Origin of the sequence: Streptomyces sp. NPDC002730 (assembly GCF_042888805.1) — a bacterium.
Lineage (GTDB): Bacteria > Actinomycetota > Actinomycetes > Streptomycetales > Streptomycetaceae > Streptomyces.
In genome coordinates, this window is the sequence record NZ_JBIAQG010000010.1 from 265,939 (window position 1) to 280,705 (window position 14,767).

Below are 14,767 nucleotides of genomic sequence, written 5' to 3' on the forward strand. Positions count from 1 at the left end.
CCCGATGCTGCCACCCGAACTGCCGCCGCTGCCCGCGCTGACCCGCGCCGAGGCCGACTTCATCGACAGCTATCTCGAGGTCGTCGATCTGCTGGGGCGGATCAACCCGGCCCGCGCCACGCACACCTACGGCGCACTGCGCGCGGCACAGGCCCTGCTCGGCCGGGCCGCCGCGCTCAAGGACGCGCTGACGCTGATGCATATGCGCGGCGAGAGCGAAGTGCATGCGGCAACACTCGCCGAAGCGCTCAGGGTGCTCGACGGCGAGCGCAGGGCGGGCCGGGTGACGATGCCGCCCGCTTCCATGAGTTGACGGATCCTCCACTCCCGTCTACCGCCATCGGGGTACCGCGTAGCCTCCCTCATTCGGTGTAGTCGCGATCCAAACGGCGGTACCGCACAACTTGCGCAACCCGACTACCGATCTAGCGGAATAGGCCGTTCCGCTGCTGGTGGGGCGTTCGTCAGGCGTCGCGGACCGATCACCGAAACGGCCCTGTCCACCCGAACAGGTCAGGGGTGACGAGACTCACATACCGTCGTTTCGCACGGAAATCCGGCATGGCATGAGTCAAGATCCCTGGGACGACAAGCCCCCGCCACCTCGGCGGGGCGGTCCGGGCGGACGCTGAGTCCTGCCGCCGCTCCGGATGTCTGGTCGACAGAAGTGCATCGGCAGGAGTGGAGGACCCAAGCAGGACGGGGTGGCCGGGCAGTCCGGTCGTCCCTAGGGGTGAAGCCGCATCAGCGGCCGGGCATCTTCGTCCGTCCGAACCCGACAGGTCATCCTTCACAGGCGGTTGACGAAGGGTTGCGCATGACTGCGCAGATTCATGTCCCGTCTCTGACCATGATGTCCCGGGCGGGTGCCGTATCGGCCCTGACTCTTGCCGCCGTCGGCGGCACACTGGTGGCGCCGGGCGCCACTACCGAAGCCAACGCGGCCACGGCCTATGCGAGCAAGGCACTCAAAGTGGCCGCATCGAAGAGGGGATCGCCGTACAGGTACGGCGCCACGGGCCCGCACCGGTTCGACTGCTCGGGCCTGACGCTCTACTCGTACAAGAACGTCGGCAAGAAGCTGCCACGCACCGCCCAGCAGCAGTACAACAGGACCAAGCATGTCTCGGCCGCCTCCCGGCAGCGCGGGGACCTGGTCTTCTTCCACTCCGGAAGCTCCGTCTACCACGTGGGGATCTACGCCGGCGGCGGCAAGATCTGGCACTCGCCCAAGACCGGCAGCGTGGTGCGGCTGGAGAAGATCTGGACGAAGCGCGTCTGGTACGGCCGGGTGCGCTGACGACCGGCGGCTCACCGCTCACGTCTCGCCGCTCTCGGCTGATCGCTCACGGTCCGCCGGTCGTCGACGGTTGTCGGCGACCGGCGGACCGGGCCGGCCGAAGGCTCAGTGCGCCAGCGGCTCGGCCAGCAGCGTCACGCCCAGCGCAGTGAGGGCCCCACCGGTGACGCCTTCCACGGCCCGGGTCGTGCGCGGGCGGCGCAGCCATTGACCGAGGCGGTCCACCAGCAGTGCCACCAGCGGGAACCAGAGCAGAGCCATGACGACGACGATGGCGGCGAGCAGGAAGGTGCGCGTCAGCACCGGAACGCCGTCCGGCACGAACTGCGGGAGCAGGCTGAGAAAGAGCACCGGCGCCTTTGGATTGAGGACGTTGGTGAGGAAGCCCTGCCGCAGACTGCGCCCCGTGCCGCCGGCCGGCTGCCCCTCCGGGTCCTGCGCAGCAAGCTGCGGACGCAGTGCGCCGCGCACCGCCCGTACACCCAGATAGAGCACATAGGCCCCGCCCGCGATCTGTAGCGTCCGGTACAGCACCGGCACGGCGACCAGCACAGCCGCGAGCCCCGCGACCGCCAGCGCGGTGTGCACCAGCAGTCCACCCGCGACACCGACGGCGCAGGCCACACCCGCACGCCGGGAGGCGAGGGCGTTGCGTACGACGACGGTGAAATCCGCGCCCGGCATGGCGACCATGCCCGCGGCGACCCCGGTGAAAGCAACCAGTTGTGCGTCCATGCCCGCCATCCTGGACCTGCACAGGCCTTAACGTGTACTTGCAATCTTCATGGTCTGCCTAAAGCAATGCTTAAGAGGTGGCATGTACGACCCGACGCGGCTGGCGGCGCTGGTGGCGGTCGCGGAGGCCGGTTCGATCACCCGCGCCGCCGCCCGACTGGGCTACACCGCACCCGCGCTCTCCCAGCAGCTGGCCAAGCTGGAGCGGGAGGCGGGGGCGACCCTGCTGGTGCGGCACCATCGCGGGGCACGGTTGACCGCCGCGGGCGAGCTGCTGGCAGCACGGGCCCGCCGAGTGCTGGACGAGATGGACCGGGCACGGCACGAGCTGGCGCGGCTGGCCGGTCTCTCCGGCGGACGCCTGCGCGTCGGCACCTTCACCACGGTCGGCATCCATCTGCTGCCGCCGGTTCTGAGCGCCTTCCGCCGGGCCCATCCGGATGTGGAACTGACCGTCGCGGAGTACGAGCCGCCGGGCGGGGTCCTGGCGGTGGCGGCCGGCGATGTCGATCTGGCGCTGACGCATGCGTACGAACCGGCCGAGCCGGCTCCACCGCCGTCGGGGGTGGTTCTGGAACCACTGCTCGTGGAGGAGTTGGTGCTGGTGACGGCGCCCGGTCATGCGCTGGCGGGCGGCTCGAGCAGGCTGCCGGTGGCCGATCTCGCAGGACAGCCGCTGATCAGCAGCGCACCCTCGCATCCGCCGCGCAAGGGCGTGGAAGGAGCGTTGGCGCGGGCCGGGGCGACTCCCGCTGTGGTGGTCGAGTCACCGGGCTATGCGCTGGTGTGCGCGCTGGTCAGTGCGGGGCTCGGCGTGGCGGTGGTGCCGGAGATGGTCGCCGCGATGGCCGCGACGCCGCTCGGTGTACGGCAGTTGGAGCCGGCGGACTTCCGACGGACGATCTCGGTCGCACATCGGGGCGAGGAATCGTCTCCCGCGGCCGATTCGCTGCGGGCTCTGCTGCGTGGCGCGTTCGGCCGCGCGGGGAGCTGACTGCCGGACAGCGGTGATCAGTTCTGGACCGGGACGATCCACGGCAGGGCGATCCACACGGTCTTGCCGCCCTCGGGGGTCGGTGCGACGGAGAGCTCTCCGCCGCACTCGGCGGTCAGGCTGCGGATGATCACCATGCCGCGGCCGTTGTCCTGGCGTACGGCTGCGGGCAGCCGCTGCGGCCAGCGCGGGTGGCTGTCGGTGACGCCGATGCGAAGCTGCTCGTCCCGATCGAGACGGAGGTCCACGGTGAAGGTCGGCGACTGGCCGAAGGTGTGCTGGACGGCATTGGTGGCGAGTTCGGACACGATCAGCCGCACCGTGTCGACGGCCTCGGTCTCGATGGGCAGACCCCATTCGGCGATGACGTCTGTGGCGTATCTCCGGGCGGCGGAGACCGAGGCTGGATCGCTCGGCAGGGTGACGGAGGCTTCCTGATGGTCTGCCATGGCGACGCTGTCCCTTTCCCACCGGGCCGGCTCCGACTCGTAGCGGATGAAATGCGAGGGCGGCCACGGATTGCGCTTCGCGCCAGAGTGCCACTGATCGTGCCGTCGAGGGCGGCGATCCACCAAGATATGCATATATCTGTCGCTCGAAGCAGTGAACTCTGCTACGCGAGACCGTATTTGGGCAGAGACCCGCACTTTGGTCCCGGCCGGAAGGTCAGTGCGACGGAAGTACAGCCGGAAGGACAGCAAGCCGGAAGGACGGGAAGGAGCGGGCGATGCAGCACGGTCCCGCGGTACGCCGCCGCAAGCTCGGCGAGGAGTTGCGGAGGCTGCGCCTGGCCGCGAGCCTCACCAGCCGGGACGCCGCACAACTCGCCGGCTGGCACCAGTCGAAGGTGAGCCGGATCGAGACCGGTATCAGCGGGGTCAAGGCGTCGGATGTGACCCTGCTGCTGGATGTGTACACAGTGGCTGATCCTCAACTGCGCACGCTGCTCGAGACCTTGGCGGGTGCGGCCGACGGCATGGGCAGCGGCTGGTGGCATGCGTACCGCGGGCTGCTCCCGCCCGAGTACCGGGACTTCATCAGTTTGGAGGACCAGGCCTGCGCCGCGCGGACGCTGGAGACCTCGGTGGTGCCCGGGCTGCTGCAGACCCCGGACTATGCGCGCGCGGTGACCCGGGCGGCACTGGCGGATCTGCCCGCCACGACGGTGAACTCGCTGGTGGAGGTGAGGCTGACCCGCCAGTCGGTACTCCGCGCGGAGAAGCCGTTGGAGCTGAGCGCGGTGCTCGACGAGGCGGTGCTACGGCGCGAGGTCGGGGGCCGGCAGGTGATGCGCGAACAATTGCGAGGGCTGGCGGAGACGGCACAACTGCCCCATGTGCGGCTGCAGGTACTGCCGTTCTCGGTCGGCGGCTATGTCGGCCTCACGGGTCCTTTCGTTATTTTCTCTTTTCCGAACACTTCTGATCTGGACGTGGTTGTTCTCGACCACTTGACGAGTAGCCTCTACCTCGAGCGGAAGGAAGACCTCGAGGTGTACTGCGCCGCCTTCCACGCGATGCAGGCGCGGGCCCTTGCACCCGAGGACTCATTGGATCTCATCGCCCGGATCAGTGACGGCTCGTAGGGAGGCACCCCCCATGTCCGACTGCCTCGTACAGGACGGCTCAACGTGGCGGCGCAGCAGCCGCAGCACGGGAATGAACAACTGCGTCGAGGCGGCCCGGCTGCCCGACGACACTCTCGCCGTACGGGACTCGAAGAACATCGAACGTCAAGCGCTGTGTTTCTCCCCGGCGGCCTGGTCGCGCTTCCTCGGCGCGCTCCACGAAGGGAGCGTCAACTGACCGGCGCAGTCCCGGTGATCGTGGCGATCGCCGACTCGACCTGCTGATCCGTCAGATCCGCCCGGGCCGTGAGCCTGATACGGGAGATGCCGTCGGGCACCGACGGCGGCCGGAAGCAGCCCACGACAAGCCCGGCGGTACGGCAGTCGGCGGCCCAGCGCAGAGCGGCCTCCGGTGACGGCGCCCGCACGGAGACCACGGCCGCGTCCGGACGTGCGGCGGTCAGCCCGGCCTCCGACAGCCTGCGGTGAAGCATCCCGGCGACCGCGCGGGCCCGGCCGGCCAGCTCGGGCTCGCGGCCCAGCAACCGCAGGCTCGCCAGGGCGGCTCCCGCCGCGGCGGGAGCCAGGCCCGTGTCGAAGATAAAGGTGCGCGCGGTGTTGACCAGGTGATCGATGACCCGCGCCGGGCCGAGGACCGCTCCGCCCTGGCTGCCGAGGGACTTGGACAGGGTCAGCGTGGCGACGACGCCGTCGTGACCCGCGATGCCTGCGGCGGCCAGCGCTCCGCGGCCGCCATCGCCGAGTACACCGAGACCGTGCGCGTCGTCGACGAGCAGCGCGGCACCGTGCTCGCGGCAGGCGTCGGCCAGGCCGGGCAGCGGCGCGGCGTCGCCGTCCACCGAGAAGACCGAGTCGGTGACCGCGAGGGCCCGCTGCCCGGAGTGCGCGTCGAGTGTCTTGCGTACGGCATCGACATCCGCGTGCGTGACGACCGCGGTCTCCGCGCGCGAAAGCCGGCAGCCGTCGACGATCGAGGCGTGGTTGCCCGCGTCGGAGACGATCAGCGAGCCGCGGCTGCTCAGCGCGGTCACGGCGGCGAGGTTGGCGGCATACCCGGACGACAGGACGAGGGCGGCCTCGAATCCGCAGAAGGCGGCCAGTTCCCGCTCGAGCTCGGCGTGGAGTGCGGTGCTGCCCGTGACAAGCCGGGAGCCGGTGGCCCCCGCTCCCCAGCGGCGGGCCGCCTCGGCTGCCGCCTCGGTGACCTCCGGGCGGCGGGTCAGGCCCAGATAGTCATTGCTGGCGAGATCCAGCAGCTCGGAGTCCGCGGCGCGCGGCCGGAGCGTACGCACGAGGCCGGCGCGCTCACGGCGGCGCGACTCGTCGTCGATCCACTCGAAAGGATCCTGGGGCATGGTGGTCCGGTCCTTTTGTAGGCAGCGCACAGACCCTAACCGGACCGGCTCGAGGAACGGATGTGGCCATGCACACACCTCAAACATGCTCTGTTGTGCAGTTCCTCCTTGGCCGCGGCATGTGCCATACGTCAGGATCTGGACCATGGACCTGCTGAACACGCTGGTGGAGAAGGGGTTGCGGCGCGAGCTGCCGACCCGTGAAGAAGCGCTCGCCGTGCTGGCGACCTCCGACGACGATCTGCTCGAAGTGGTGGCCGCGGCCGGCAAGGTGCGCCGACAGTGGTTCGGACGGCGGGTGAAGCTGAACTATCTCGTCAATCTGAAGTCGGGACTGTGCCCCGAGGACTGCTCGTACTGCTCCCAGCGGCTCGGGTCCAAGGCGGAGATCCTCAAGTACACCTGGCTGAAGCCCGATGAGGCCTCGCAGGCGGCGGCCGCCGGTGTGGCCGGGGGCGCGAAGCGGGTCTGCCTGGTCGCGAGCGGCCGTGGCCCGACGGACCGGGATGTCGACCGGGTCTCGAAGACCATCGAGGCGATCAAGGAGCAGAACGAGGGCGTCGAGGTCTGTGCCTGTCTCGGGCTGCTCTCCGACGGGCAGGCGGAGCGGCTGCGGGACGCGGGCGCCGACGCGTACAACCACAACCTCAATACGTCCGAGGGGACATACGGGGACATCACCACCACCCACACCTATGCCGACCGGGTGGACACGGTGCACCAGGCCCAGGCCGCGGGTCTCTCCGCGTGCTCCGGGCTGATCGCGGGCATGGGCGAGAGCGACGCGGACCTGGTCGACGTCGTCTTCTCGCTCCGCGAGCTCGACCCGGACTCGGTGCCGGTGAACTTCCTGATCCCCTTCGAGGGCACACCGCTCGCCAAGGAGTGGAACCTCACCCCGCAGCGCTGCCTGCGGATTCTCGCGATGACGCGGTTCGTCTGCCCCGACGTCGAGGTACGGCTCGCGGGCGGCCGCGAGGTGCATCTGCGCTCGATGCAGCCGCTCGCGCTGAACCTGGTCAACTCGATCTTCCTCGGCGACTATCTGACCAGCGAGGGCCAGGCGGGCAAGGCCGACCTCGACATGATCGCGGACGCGGGCTTCGAGGTGGAGGGCACGGACACGACGACGCTGCCCGAGCACCGGGGCGGGGGCTGCGCGTCGGTGTGCGGTGGCGGTGACGCTGCTGCCGCCGAGACTCCGGCGGAGACTTCGTCCGAGGTCCCGGCAGCGCGTACGGACCTGGTGGCGGTACGCCGCCGGGGCGCCGGTACGGATCTCGCGCCCAATGCCTGAGTCCGGTTACGGCCCCCGCGAGCTGCTGGCGCTGGACCGGGCCCATGTCTGGCATCCGTACGGCCCCATGCCGGGCCGTACGGACCCGTTGATCGTGGAGTCCGCGTCCGGCGTACGGCTGCGGCTGGCCGAACCGGTGCACGGGCAGCGCGAGTTGATCGACGGCATGTCGTCCTGGTGGTCGGCGATCCACGGCTACAACCACCCGGTCCTCAACGAGGCGGCACACGGCCAGCTGGAGCGGATGAGTCATGTGATGTTCGGCGGCCTCACCCATGAGCCCGCCGTGCGGCTGGCCACCCGGCTGGTCGAGATCACGCCCGAGCCACTGCAGCATGTCTTCCTCTGCGACTCGGGCTCCGTGTCGGTCGAGGTCGCGGTCAAGATGTGCCTGCAGTACTGGCGCTCGGTGGGCCGGCCGGCCAAGCAGCGGCTGCTGACCTGGCGCGGCGGCTACCACGGGGACACCTGGCAGCCGATGTCCGTGTGCGACCCCGAGGGTGGGATGCACGGGCTGTGGTCGGGGGTGCTGCCGCGCCAGATCTTCGCGGAGGCGCCGCCGGCGGAGTTCGAGGAGTCGTACGCGGCGGGCCTTCGGGAGCTTGTCGCGCGGCACGCGGACGAGCTCGCCGCGGTGATCGTGGAGCCGGTGGTGCAGGGCGCCGGCGGGATGCGGTTCCACTCCCCCGAGTATCTGAGGGTGCTGCGGGAGGCCTGCGACGAGCACGGGGTCCTGCTGGTCTTCGACGAGATCGCGACCGGGTTCGGACGTACGGGTGCGCTCTTCGCGGCGGAACACGCGGGTGTCTCGCCGGATGTGATGTGCCTGGGCAAGGCGCTGACCGGCGGCTATCTCACGATGGCGGCCACGCTGTGCACCTCACGGGTGGCCGACGGCATCTCGCGCGGCGAGGTCCCGGTCCTGGCGCACGGCCCGACGTTCATGGGGAACCCGCTGGCCTCGGCGGTCGCGTGCGCGTCGATCGACCTACTGCTCGGCCAGGACTGGCAGCAGGAGGTCAAACGGCTTGAGGCGGGCCTGCGGGACGGGCTGGCCGGGGTCGAGGCGCGGCCGGGCGTGAAGGAAGTGCGTGTGCTGGGCGCGATCGGTGTCGTACAGCTGGACCACGAGGTGGACATGGAGGCGGCGACGGCGGCGGCAGTACGGGAGGGCGTGTGGCTGCGGCCGTTCCGGGACCTGGTCTATGTGATGCCGCCGTATGTGACGGGGGACGAGGACTTGGCCCGGGTCTGCCGTGCCGTGACCGCGGCGGCGTCGGCGGGCTGACCGGAGCCGGGGCTCCGCCCCGGACCCGGGAGAGGGTTGCGGGGGCTGACGCCCCCGGGCTCGCGGCGCGGGGCCTGAGTCGCAGGGCGTGCAGGTGAACAGAGAGACAGAGGCGTAGCAATGGCAGTCATCGTCGTCACCGGGACCGGGACCGAGATCGGTAAAACCGTCGTCACCGCCGCCGTCGCCGCGGTCGCGCGGGGGCGAGGCGCGTCCGTGGCCGTGGTGAAACCCGCGCAGACCGGGGTGGCTCCCGGCGAGGCGGGCGACGTGGACGAGGTGGTGCGGCTCGCCGGACATGTCAGCGGGGTTGAGATCGCGCGGTATCCCGAGCCTCTTGCTCCCGCGACCGCCGCGCTGCGCGCCGGGATGGACGCCGTCCGGCCGCGGGACATCGTCCAGGTCGTGGAGAAGCTGACCACGGAGCACGACCTGGTCCTGCTCGAAGGGGCCGGCGGCCTGCTCGTGCGGCTCGACGAGGAGGGGGCGACGCTCGCCGATGTCGCGGGGCTGCTCCGCGCGCCGCTGCTGGTCGTCGTACCTGCCGGGCTGGGGACGCTCAATGCCACCACGCTGACCGGGGAGGCCCTGCGCGCGCGGGAGTTGGAGCAGCTCGGGGTGGTCGTCGGCAGCTGGCCCGCCGAGCCGGATCTGGCCGCGCGATGCAATCTCGCGGAGCTGCCCGAGGCAGCCGGGGCGCCGCTCCTCGGGGCCGTGCCGCAAGGGGCCGCCGCGCTGGCTCCGGCCGAGTTCCGGGCGCGGGCCGCCAGTTGGCTCGCGCCCACGCTCGGCGGCGACTGGAACGCCGACGCGTTCACCGCCGCCGTACGCTGACCTCATGCGTGCACGGATCGACGAGATCGTCTTCGACTGCCACGACCCCGCGCGGCTTGTCCGCTTCTGGGCGGAGCTGCTGGGCGGCGAACCGGTGGACCGCAGCGCCGACTGGTCGTACATCGAACCGCCCGGTTTCGTACGGGTCGCCTTCCAGCGCGTCCCCGAGGGCAAGTCCGTCAAGAACCGGCTTCACCTGGATCTCGACGCGGGCGACGTCGACGCCGCGGCCGTCGAGGCGGTACGGCTCGGCGCCGTACGGGTGGGGGCGGTCGTGACCGACGACCAGGGACGGTTCCAGGTTCTGCGGGACCCGGAGGGAAACGAGTTCTGTTTCGTCGGCGGCTCGAGCGGCTGACTGGCGCCGTACGGGGGGAGAATGGCGATGTGACCGGCTCGTCCGTCCCAAGGAGGCCCGCGATGCCTGTGCGCAGCACCAAAGTGCCCCGGGACGCCGTCCACCATCCCGTCTTCTCGCGCGTCTACGCCAAATTCAGTGTGCCGGCGGACGTCAGAGCGGGAATCGCGACCTACCGCCATGAGCTGCTGTCCGGTCTCTCGGGCCGGGTGATCGAGATCGGCGCGGGCAACGGTCTGAACTTCGCTCACTATCCGTCGGCGGTCTCCGAGGTGGTGGCGATCGAACCCGAGCGCACCCTGCGGAAGTTGGCGGTGGACGCCGCGCAGCGCGCCGATGTCCCGGTGGACGTGGTGCCGGGCGCGGCCGAGGCGCTGCCGGTCAAGAGCGAGGCGTACGACGCGGCCGTGGTGTCCCTGGTGCTGTGCTCCGTACGGGATGTGCGGCGGGCGCTCTCCGAGATCAGACGAGTCCTGCGGCCCGGCGGTGAACTGCGGTTCTTCGAGCACGGGCTGGCCGATGGCCGGACCATGGCGAAGACCCAGCGCGTCCTCGACCGTACGGTCTGGCCGCTGCTCTTCGGCGGCTGTCACACCGCGCGGGACACCATCGCCGAGATCGAGGCCGCCGGCTTCGATCTCGGGATGTACCGCAGACTGCGGGTGCCGGAGAAGGGGCCGAGGACGCCTGCGTCCTCCTGCGTCCTCGGCGTGGCACGGCGGCCCGTCGGTGACTGAGCCAGGCCTGGTCAGGCGCTCACCCGCGCCACTGCCGCAGCTCGTCGGCGATGGCCCTGACGTCCGCCTTGCCCTGCTTGACCAGCCGTGCCAGGTCCCGCACCTGCTCCGGCGAGGTGACCACCTTCAGCCCGCTGGCGACGAGATAGCCGTAGGCGACGGCCGAGGCGAACATGGCGTTGGAGTGCTCGAGCGCGGGCACATGGAGCAGCAGCTGGAGCAGCGCGGCGGCCCTGGCATGCGGGTCGCTGTAGACGGCGATGCCGAATATCTCCGCCTCATGACGGCTGACGGCGGCGACGAGCGCGCCCCAGTCGGTGACCTGCGGATCGCCGGGGGTCTTGTGCTCGGCGACCATGAGCAGCCAGGCGAGGTCGATCGAGAGGTTCAACGCTTGCCTGCGCGGCCGGTGCCTGTGTCCTTGTCCTCGCCCGCGCCTTTACCCGAGCCGTCACCCGCGCCGAACTCGCCGAACTCCTCCGCGAACACGGACTCGTACTGCTTCATGAAGTCGGACGCCGCCTCGACAAAGGTACGTCCCACCTCACCCGCGTCCTGCTTGACGAGTTCCTCGATGTAGCGGTTCACGCTCATCCCGCGCTGAAGGGCCCGCTGGCGCGCTGCCTCGGCGGTGGTCTCGTCCACGCGTACATTCAACTGAGTCTTCGCCACACCATCAAGCTAGCGCCAGAACGCTAGCACCGGCAAGGGGTCCGTCAAGTGCCCCTTACATGGACCCCGAGGACCGAACCTCCGGGGGATACCGACACCCGCACACCCCCTCTACTCTCGCCTCCTGTACGGGAGTTGGAGCGGCTACGACCCGGGAGGCAGCCTTGTCCACACCTGCCACTGCACCCACCCACGACCACGCCGCGGATGCGCCGCTCGCCGCCCGGGCGCGGGCCCTGACCAAGGCGTACGGCACGGGCGAGACGACCGTGCGCGCCCTGGACGCGGTCGATGTCGACATCGCGCGCGGCCGGTTCACCGCGGTCATGGGCCCGTCCGGCTCGGGGAAGTCCACGCTGATGCACTGCCTCGCCGGCCTCGATACCGTCTCCGCCGGCCAGGTCTGGCTGGGCGACACGGAGATCACCGGCCTGAAGGAGCGTGAGCTCACCCGGCTGCGCAGGGACCGGATCGGCTTTATGTTCCAGGCGTTCAATCTGCTGCCCACACTCACCGCCGCAGAGAACATCACGCTCCCCATGGACATCGCCGGGCGTAAACCCGACCGACAGTGGGTGGATCAGGTCATCGACACCCTCGGGCTGCGGGACCGGCTCAACCACCGGCCGGCCGAGCTCTCCGGCGGGCAGCAGCAGCGGGTCGCCTGTGCCCGTGCGCTCGCCTCCCGCCCCGAGCTGATCTTCGCCGACGAACCGACCGGCAACCTCGACTCGCGCGCGGGCGCGGAGGTGCTCGCCTTCCTGCGCGAGGCCGTCGACCGGCTGGAGCAGACGGTGGTGATGGTGACGCACGACCCTGGCGCGGCCGCCCATTCGGACCTGGTGCTGTTCCTCGCGGACGGACGGATCGTGGATGTGATGCCGGACCCGACCGCCGAGGCCGTGCTGGAGCGCATGCGCCTCTTCTCCGGGGCATCCCCCCAGACCCCGGGTTCCGACGCCCTGCACAAGAGCTGAGGCCACGATGCTGAAGGCGACGCTGCGGAGTTTCTTCGCGCACAAGGGACGGCTGCTGCTGTCGGCGCTGGCGGTGCTCCTGTCGGTGGCCTTCGTCAGCGGCAGTCTGATCTTCTCGGACACCGTCTCCCGCACCTTCGACCGGCTCTTCGCCTCCACATCCGCGGATGTGACCGTCGCGGCGAAGGAGGGCATCGACGAGCGTCTGCCGACCGGAGTCGTACGGACGGTCCCGGCCGGTCTCGCGGACCGTATCGGCTCGGTCGACGGGGTCAAGGCCACCCACATCGACGCGGCCGTGGAGAACATCACCGTCGTCGACTCCACGAACAAGGCGGTCGGGCCGACGACCGGCGCACCCACCATCGCCACCAACTGGTATGTCACCGAACGCAGTCCGGTGAAGCTGACCAGCGGGCGCGAACCGAAGGGGCCTGGCGAGGCGCTGCTCGACAAGGACACCGCCGACAAGAAGAAGGTGCGCATCGGGGACACGCTCACCGTGCTCGCACAGCCCGGCTCGTTCAAGGTCGAGATCGTCGGCATCGCGACCTTCACCACCACCAACCCCGGTGCCGCGCTGGTCTTCCTGGACACTCCTACGGCCCAGACCAAGTTGCTGGGCCGGCCCGGCGTGGCCAGCTCGATCTCGGTGGACGCCGAGGAGGGGGTGAGCGATGCGACGCTCAAGCAGCGGATCGCCGCCGAGCTGGGTGATGCGTACGAGCTCAAGACCGCCGACGAGCAGGCCGAGTCGGCCGCCGCCCAACTCGGCGGATTCCTCGATGTCATCAAGTGGGTGATGCTCGGCTTCGCCGGTGTCGCGGTCCTCGTCGGCATCTTCCTGATCGTCAACACCTTCTCCATGCTGATCGCGCAGCGCACCCGTGAGCTGGGACTGCTGCGGGCGCTCGGCGCCGACCGCCGCCAGGTGCGCCGGTCGGTCCTCACCGAGGCGCTGCTGCTCGGCCTGGTCGGATCGACGCTCGGGCTGGCCGCCGGGATCGGGCTCGCGGCCGGGCTGATCGAGCTGATGGGGCTGCTCGGGATGAATCTGAGCGCCGCCGAGATGGTGGTGGGCGTGGGGACGCCGGTGTCCGCGTACGCGGTCGGCGTGGGTGTCACCTTCGTGGCCGCGTATCTGCCGGCCCGGCGAGCGGCCCGGGTCTCTCCGATGGCCGCGCTCGCGGATGCCGAAGTCGCCGGTGTGGGGCGGCCGTTGAGGGTTCGTGCGATCGTGGGGACGGTGGTCGCCGCGGCGGGCGCGGCCGCGCTCGCCGGATGCGCGGTGAGCGAGAAGACCGCCACCGCGTCCTCGCTGCTGGGCCTCGGCGTGGTGCTGACCCTGATCGCCACGGTGGTGGCGGGGCCGCTGCTGGTACGGCCGGTGATCCGGGTGCTGGGCGGGGCGTTCCCCAAGATCTTCGGATCGGTCGGCCGGATGAGCCAGCGCAACGCGCTGCGCAATCCGCGGCGTACCGGCGCCACCGCCGCCGCGCTGATGGTGGGCCTGGCGCTGGTGGGCGGGCTCTCGATCGCCAGCGCCTCCATGACCAAGTCCTTCGACGAGCAGATCGACAAGACGCTGGGTGCCGACTTCGTCGTACAGAACAGCAACTTCATGCCGTTTCCGCAGGAGATCACGGAAAAGGTGCAGGGTGTCGAGAGCGCGGGCACAGTCGTGCGGCAGCGCTTCGCGCCGGTCGCGCTGAACCTTCCGGACGGGAAGCGGGTGGAGTCGACGGCTTCGGGCTACGACCCGCAGCTGGACGAGGCTGCCAGGATCACCTACGCGAGCGGGGACACGGCGGCGGCGCTGGCGCCGGACAGTATCGCCATGGACCGGAAGTACGCGGCTGACCACACAGTGCGGATCGGCTCCGTACTGCCGGCCGAGTTCCCTGGCGGGCACAAGGCCCGGCTGACGGTCGGGGCGCTCACCGACATGGACCAGAGCGGCGGCCCCGGGATGGAGGGCGGCCTGTTCATGGGGCTCTCCACCGTGGAGAAGTATCTGCCGGGCGGGCAGGACGCCGCGCTGTACGTCAACGCCGCGAGCGGCAGCGATGTGAAGGAGCTGCGCAAGGGCCTGGAAACGGCGCTCGACCGCTATCCGCAGGTGCAGGTCAGGGATCAGGCCGACTACAAGGAACTGATCCGGCAGCAGATCGCCGTGATGCTGTATCTGGTGTACGCGCTGCTGGGTCTGGCGATCGTCATCGCGGTGCTGGGTGTGGTCAACACCCTTGCGCTGTCGGTGGTGGAGCGGACCCGCGAGATCGGGTTGCTGCGCGCCATCGGGCTCTCCCGGGTCCAGTTGCGACGCATGATCCGGCTGGAGTCCGTCGTGATCGCGGTCTTCGGAGCACTGCTCGGGCTGGCCCTGGGCATGGTGTGGGGCGTGGCGGTGCAGCAAGTGCTGGCACTGGAAGGGCTGAAGGCGTTCGCCGTGCCGTGGGGCACGATCGTCGCGGTCGTGATCGGCTCGGTGGTGGTCGGGCTCGCGGCGGCGGTACTGCCGGCTCTGCGCGCCTCGCGGATGAATGTGCTGGCCGCCATCGCGCACGAATAGGCAGCTGCGGGAGGGTGACCCGCGACATCTGACCGGCGGCGTCGCGCGGGGTGTCTCGAA

The 14,767-nt window shown here is 70.3% G+C and carries 17 protein-coding genes and 1 riboswitch; of the genes, 12 read left to right on the forward strand and 5 right to left on the reverse strand.

The window, feature by feature from the left end; genetic code table 11:
* Positions 1-4 precede the first annotated feature (4 nt).
* Positions 5-313 (forward strand): hypothetical protein, encoded by a 309-nt coding sequence (locus tag ACFYXH_RS25965; protein WP_327322046.1) that lies wholly within the window; start codon positions 5-7, stop codon positions 311-313.
* A gap of 316 nt (positions 314-629) precedes the next feature.
* Positions 630-814, forward strand: a riboswitch (cyclic di-AMP (ydaO/yuaA leader).
* Positions 815-817: 3 nt separating this feature from the next.
* The gene (locus ACFYXH_RS25970) at positions 818-1,300 is read left to right on the forward strand and encodes a C40 family peptidase (protein WP_389567410.1); all 483 of its coding nucleotides are present in this window, start codon (positions 818-820) and stop codon (positions 1,298-1,300) included.
* Between the two features lie 105 nt (positions 1,301-1,405).
* On the opposite strand, the gene ACFYXH_RS25975 is transcribed toward ACFYXH_RS25970, so the two are convergent.
* Positions 1,406-2,035 carry a LysE family translocator gene (locus ACFYXH_RS25975; RefSeq protein ID WP_389567413.1) on the reverse strand — a complete coding sequence of 210 codons (630 nt, stop codon included), beginning with the start codon at positions 2,033-2,035 and terminating at the stop codon, positions 1,406-1,408.
* Positions 2,036-2,117: 82 nt separating this feature from the next.
* Between ACFYXH_RS25975 and ACFYXH_RS25980 the strand changes: the two genes are divergently transcribed.
* The gene (locus ACFYXH_RS25980; RefSeq protein ID WP_389567415.1) at positions 2,118-3,029 is read left to right on the forward strand and encodes a LysR family transcriptional regulator; all 912 of its coding nucleotides are present in this window, start codon (positions 2,118-2,120) and stop codon (positions 3,027-3,029) included.
* A 17-nt stretch (positions 3,030-3,046) separates the two neighbouring features.
* On the opposite strand, the gene ACFYXH_RS25985 is transcribed toward ACFYXH_RS25980, so the two are convergent.
* Positions 3,047-3,478, reverse strand: a complete 432-nt coding sequence (locus tag ACFYXH_RS25985) for an ATP-binding protein (protein WP_362685504.1) — start codon at positions 3,476-3,478, stop codon at positions 3,047-3,049.
* 278 nt (positions 3,479-3,756) lie between these two features.
* On the opposite strand from ACFYXH_RS25985, the gene ACFYXH_RS25990 reads away from it, so the two are divergent.
* Together ACFYXH_RS25990 and ACFYXH_RS25995 are read left to right on the forward strand one after the other, a co-directional pair.
* A complete protein-coding gene (locus tag ACFYXH_RS25990; RefSeq protein ID WP_389567419.1) occupies positions 3,757-4,614 on the forward strand; it encodes a helix-turn-helix domain-containing protein in 858 nt (285 codons plus the stop codon).
* Positions 4,615-4,627: 13 nt separating this feature from the next.
* Positions 4,628-4,834: a DUF397 domain-containing protein gene (locus tag ACFYXH_RS25995; RefSeq protein WP_389567422.1), complete on the forward strand. Its 207-nt coding sequence runs from the start codon at positions 4,628-4,630 to the stop codon at positions 4,832-4,834.
* Here the strand turns inward: ACFYXH_RS25995 and ACFYXH_RS26000 are convergent.
* Positions 4,827-5,972: an 8-amino-7-oxononanoate synthase gene (locus ACFYXH_RS26000; protein WP_389567425.1), complete on the reverse strand. Its 1,146-nt coding sequence runs from the start codon at positions 5,970-5,972 to the stop codon at positions 4,827-4,829. The two genes, ACFYXH_RS25995 and ACFYXH_RS26000, sit on opposite strands and share 8 nt — an antisense overlap.
* Positions 5,973-6,117: 145 nt before the next feature.
* Here ACFYXH_RS26000 and bioB point away from each other — a divergent pair, with 145 nt between their 5' ends.
* From bioB to ACFYXH_RS26025, 5 genes are all read left to right on the forward strand, one after another.
* Complete coding sequence (gene bioB / locus ACFYXH_RS26005) at positions 6,118-7,269, forward strand: biotin synthase BioB (RefSeq protein ID WP_389567428.1); 1,152 nt, start codon at positions 6,118-6,120, stop codon at positions 7,267-7,269.
* Positions 7,262-8,557 carry an adenosylmethionine--8-amino-7-oxononanoate transaminase gene (locus ACFYXH_RS26010; RefSeq protein WP_389567430.1) on the forward strand — a complete coding sequence of 432 codons (1,296 nt, stop codon included), beginning with the start codon at positions 7,262-7,264 and terminating at the stop codon, positions 8,555-8,557. Before bioB ends, ACFYXH_RS26010 begins: the two co-directional genes overlap by 8 nt.
* Positions 8,558-8,677: 120 nt before the next feature.
* On the forward strand, positions 8,678-9,391 hold the full coding sequence (bioD, locus tag ACFYXH_RS26015) for a dethiobiotin synthase (RefSeq protein ID WP_389567433.1): 714 nt from the start codon (positions 8,678-8,680) through the stop codon (positions 9,389-9,391).
* A 4-nt stretch (positions 9,392-9,395) separates the two neighbouring features.
* Positions 9,396-9,749 carry a VOC family protein gene (locus ACFYXH_RS26020; protein ID WP_327322057.1) on the forward strand — a complete coding sequence of 118 codons (354 nt, stop codon included), beginning with the start codon at positions 9,396-9,398 and terminating at the stop codon, positions 9,747-9,749.
* Positions 9,750-9,811: 62 nt separating this feature from the next.
* Entirely contained in the window at positions 9,812-10,486 is a 675-nt protein-coding gene (locus ACFYXH_RS26025; RefSeq protein WP_389567436.1) for a class I SAM-dependent methyltransferase, read from the forward strand.
* 19 nt (positions 10,487-10,505) lie between these two features.
* Here ACFYXH_RS26025 and ACFYXH_RS26030 read toward each other — a convergent pair whose 3' ends face one another.
* Positions 10,506-10,877 carry a fic family toxin-antitoxin system, toxin component gene (locus ACFYXH_RS26030; RefSeq protein WP_362685531.1) on the reverse strand — a complete coding sequence of 124 codons (372 nt, stop codon included), beginning with the start codon at positions 10,875-10,877 and terminating at the stop codon, positions 10,506-10,508.
* A complete protein-coding gene (locus ACFYXH_RS26035; RefSeq protein WP_389567440.1) occupies positions 10,874-11,158 on the reverse strand; it encodes an antitoxin in 285 nt (94 codons plus the stop codon). The genes ACFYXH_RS26030 and ACFYXH_RS26035 overlap by 4 nt, the downstream gene beginning before the upstream one ends.
* A 164-nt stretch (positions 11,159-11,322) precedes the next feature.
* Between ACFYXH_RS26035 and ACFYXH_RS26040 the strand changes: the two genes are divergently transcribed.
* The gene (locus tag ACFYXH_RS26040; RefSeq protein ID WP_389567444.1) at positions 11,323-12,135 is read left to right on the forward strand and encodes an ABC transporter ATP-binding protein; all 813 of its coding nucleotides are present in this window, start codon (positions 11,323-11,325) and stop codon (positions 12,133-12,135) included.
* 7 nt (positions 12,136-12,142) lie between these two features.
* Entirely contained in the window at positions 12,143-14,707 is a 2,565-nt protein-coding gene (locus ACFYXH_RS26045) for an ABC transporter permease (RefSeq protein WP_389567447.1), read from the forward strand.
* The last annotated feature ends 60 nt before the right edge of the window (positions 14,708-14,767 follow it).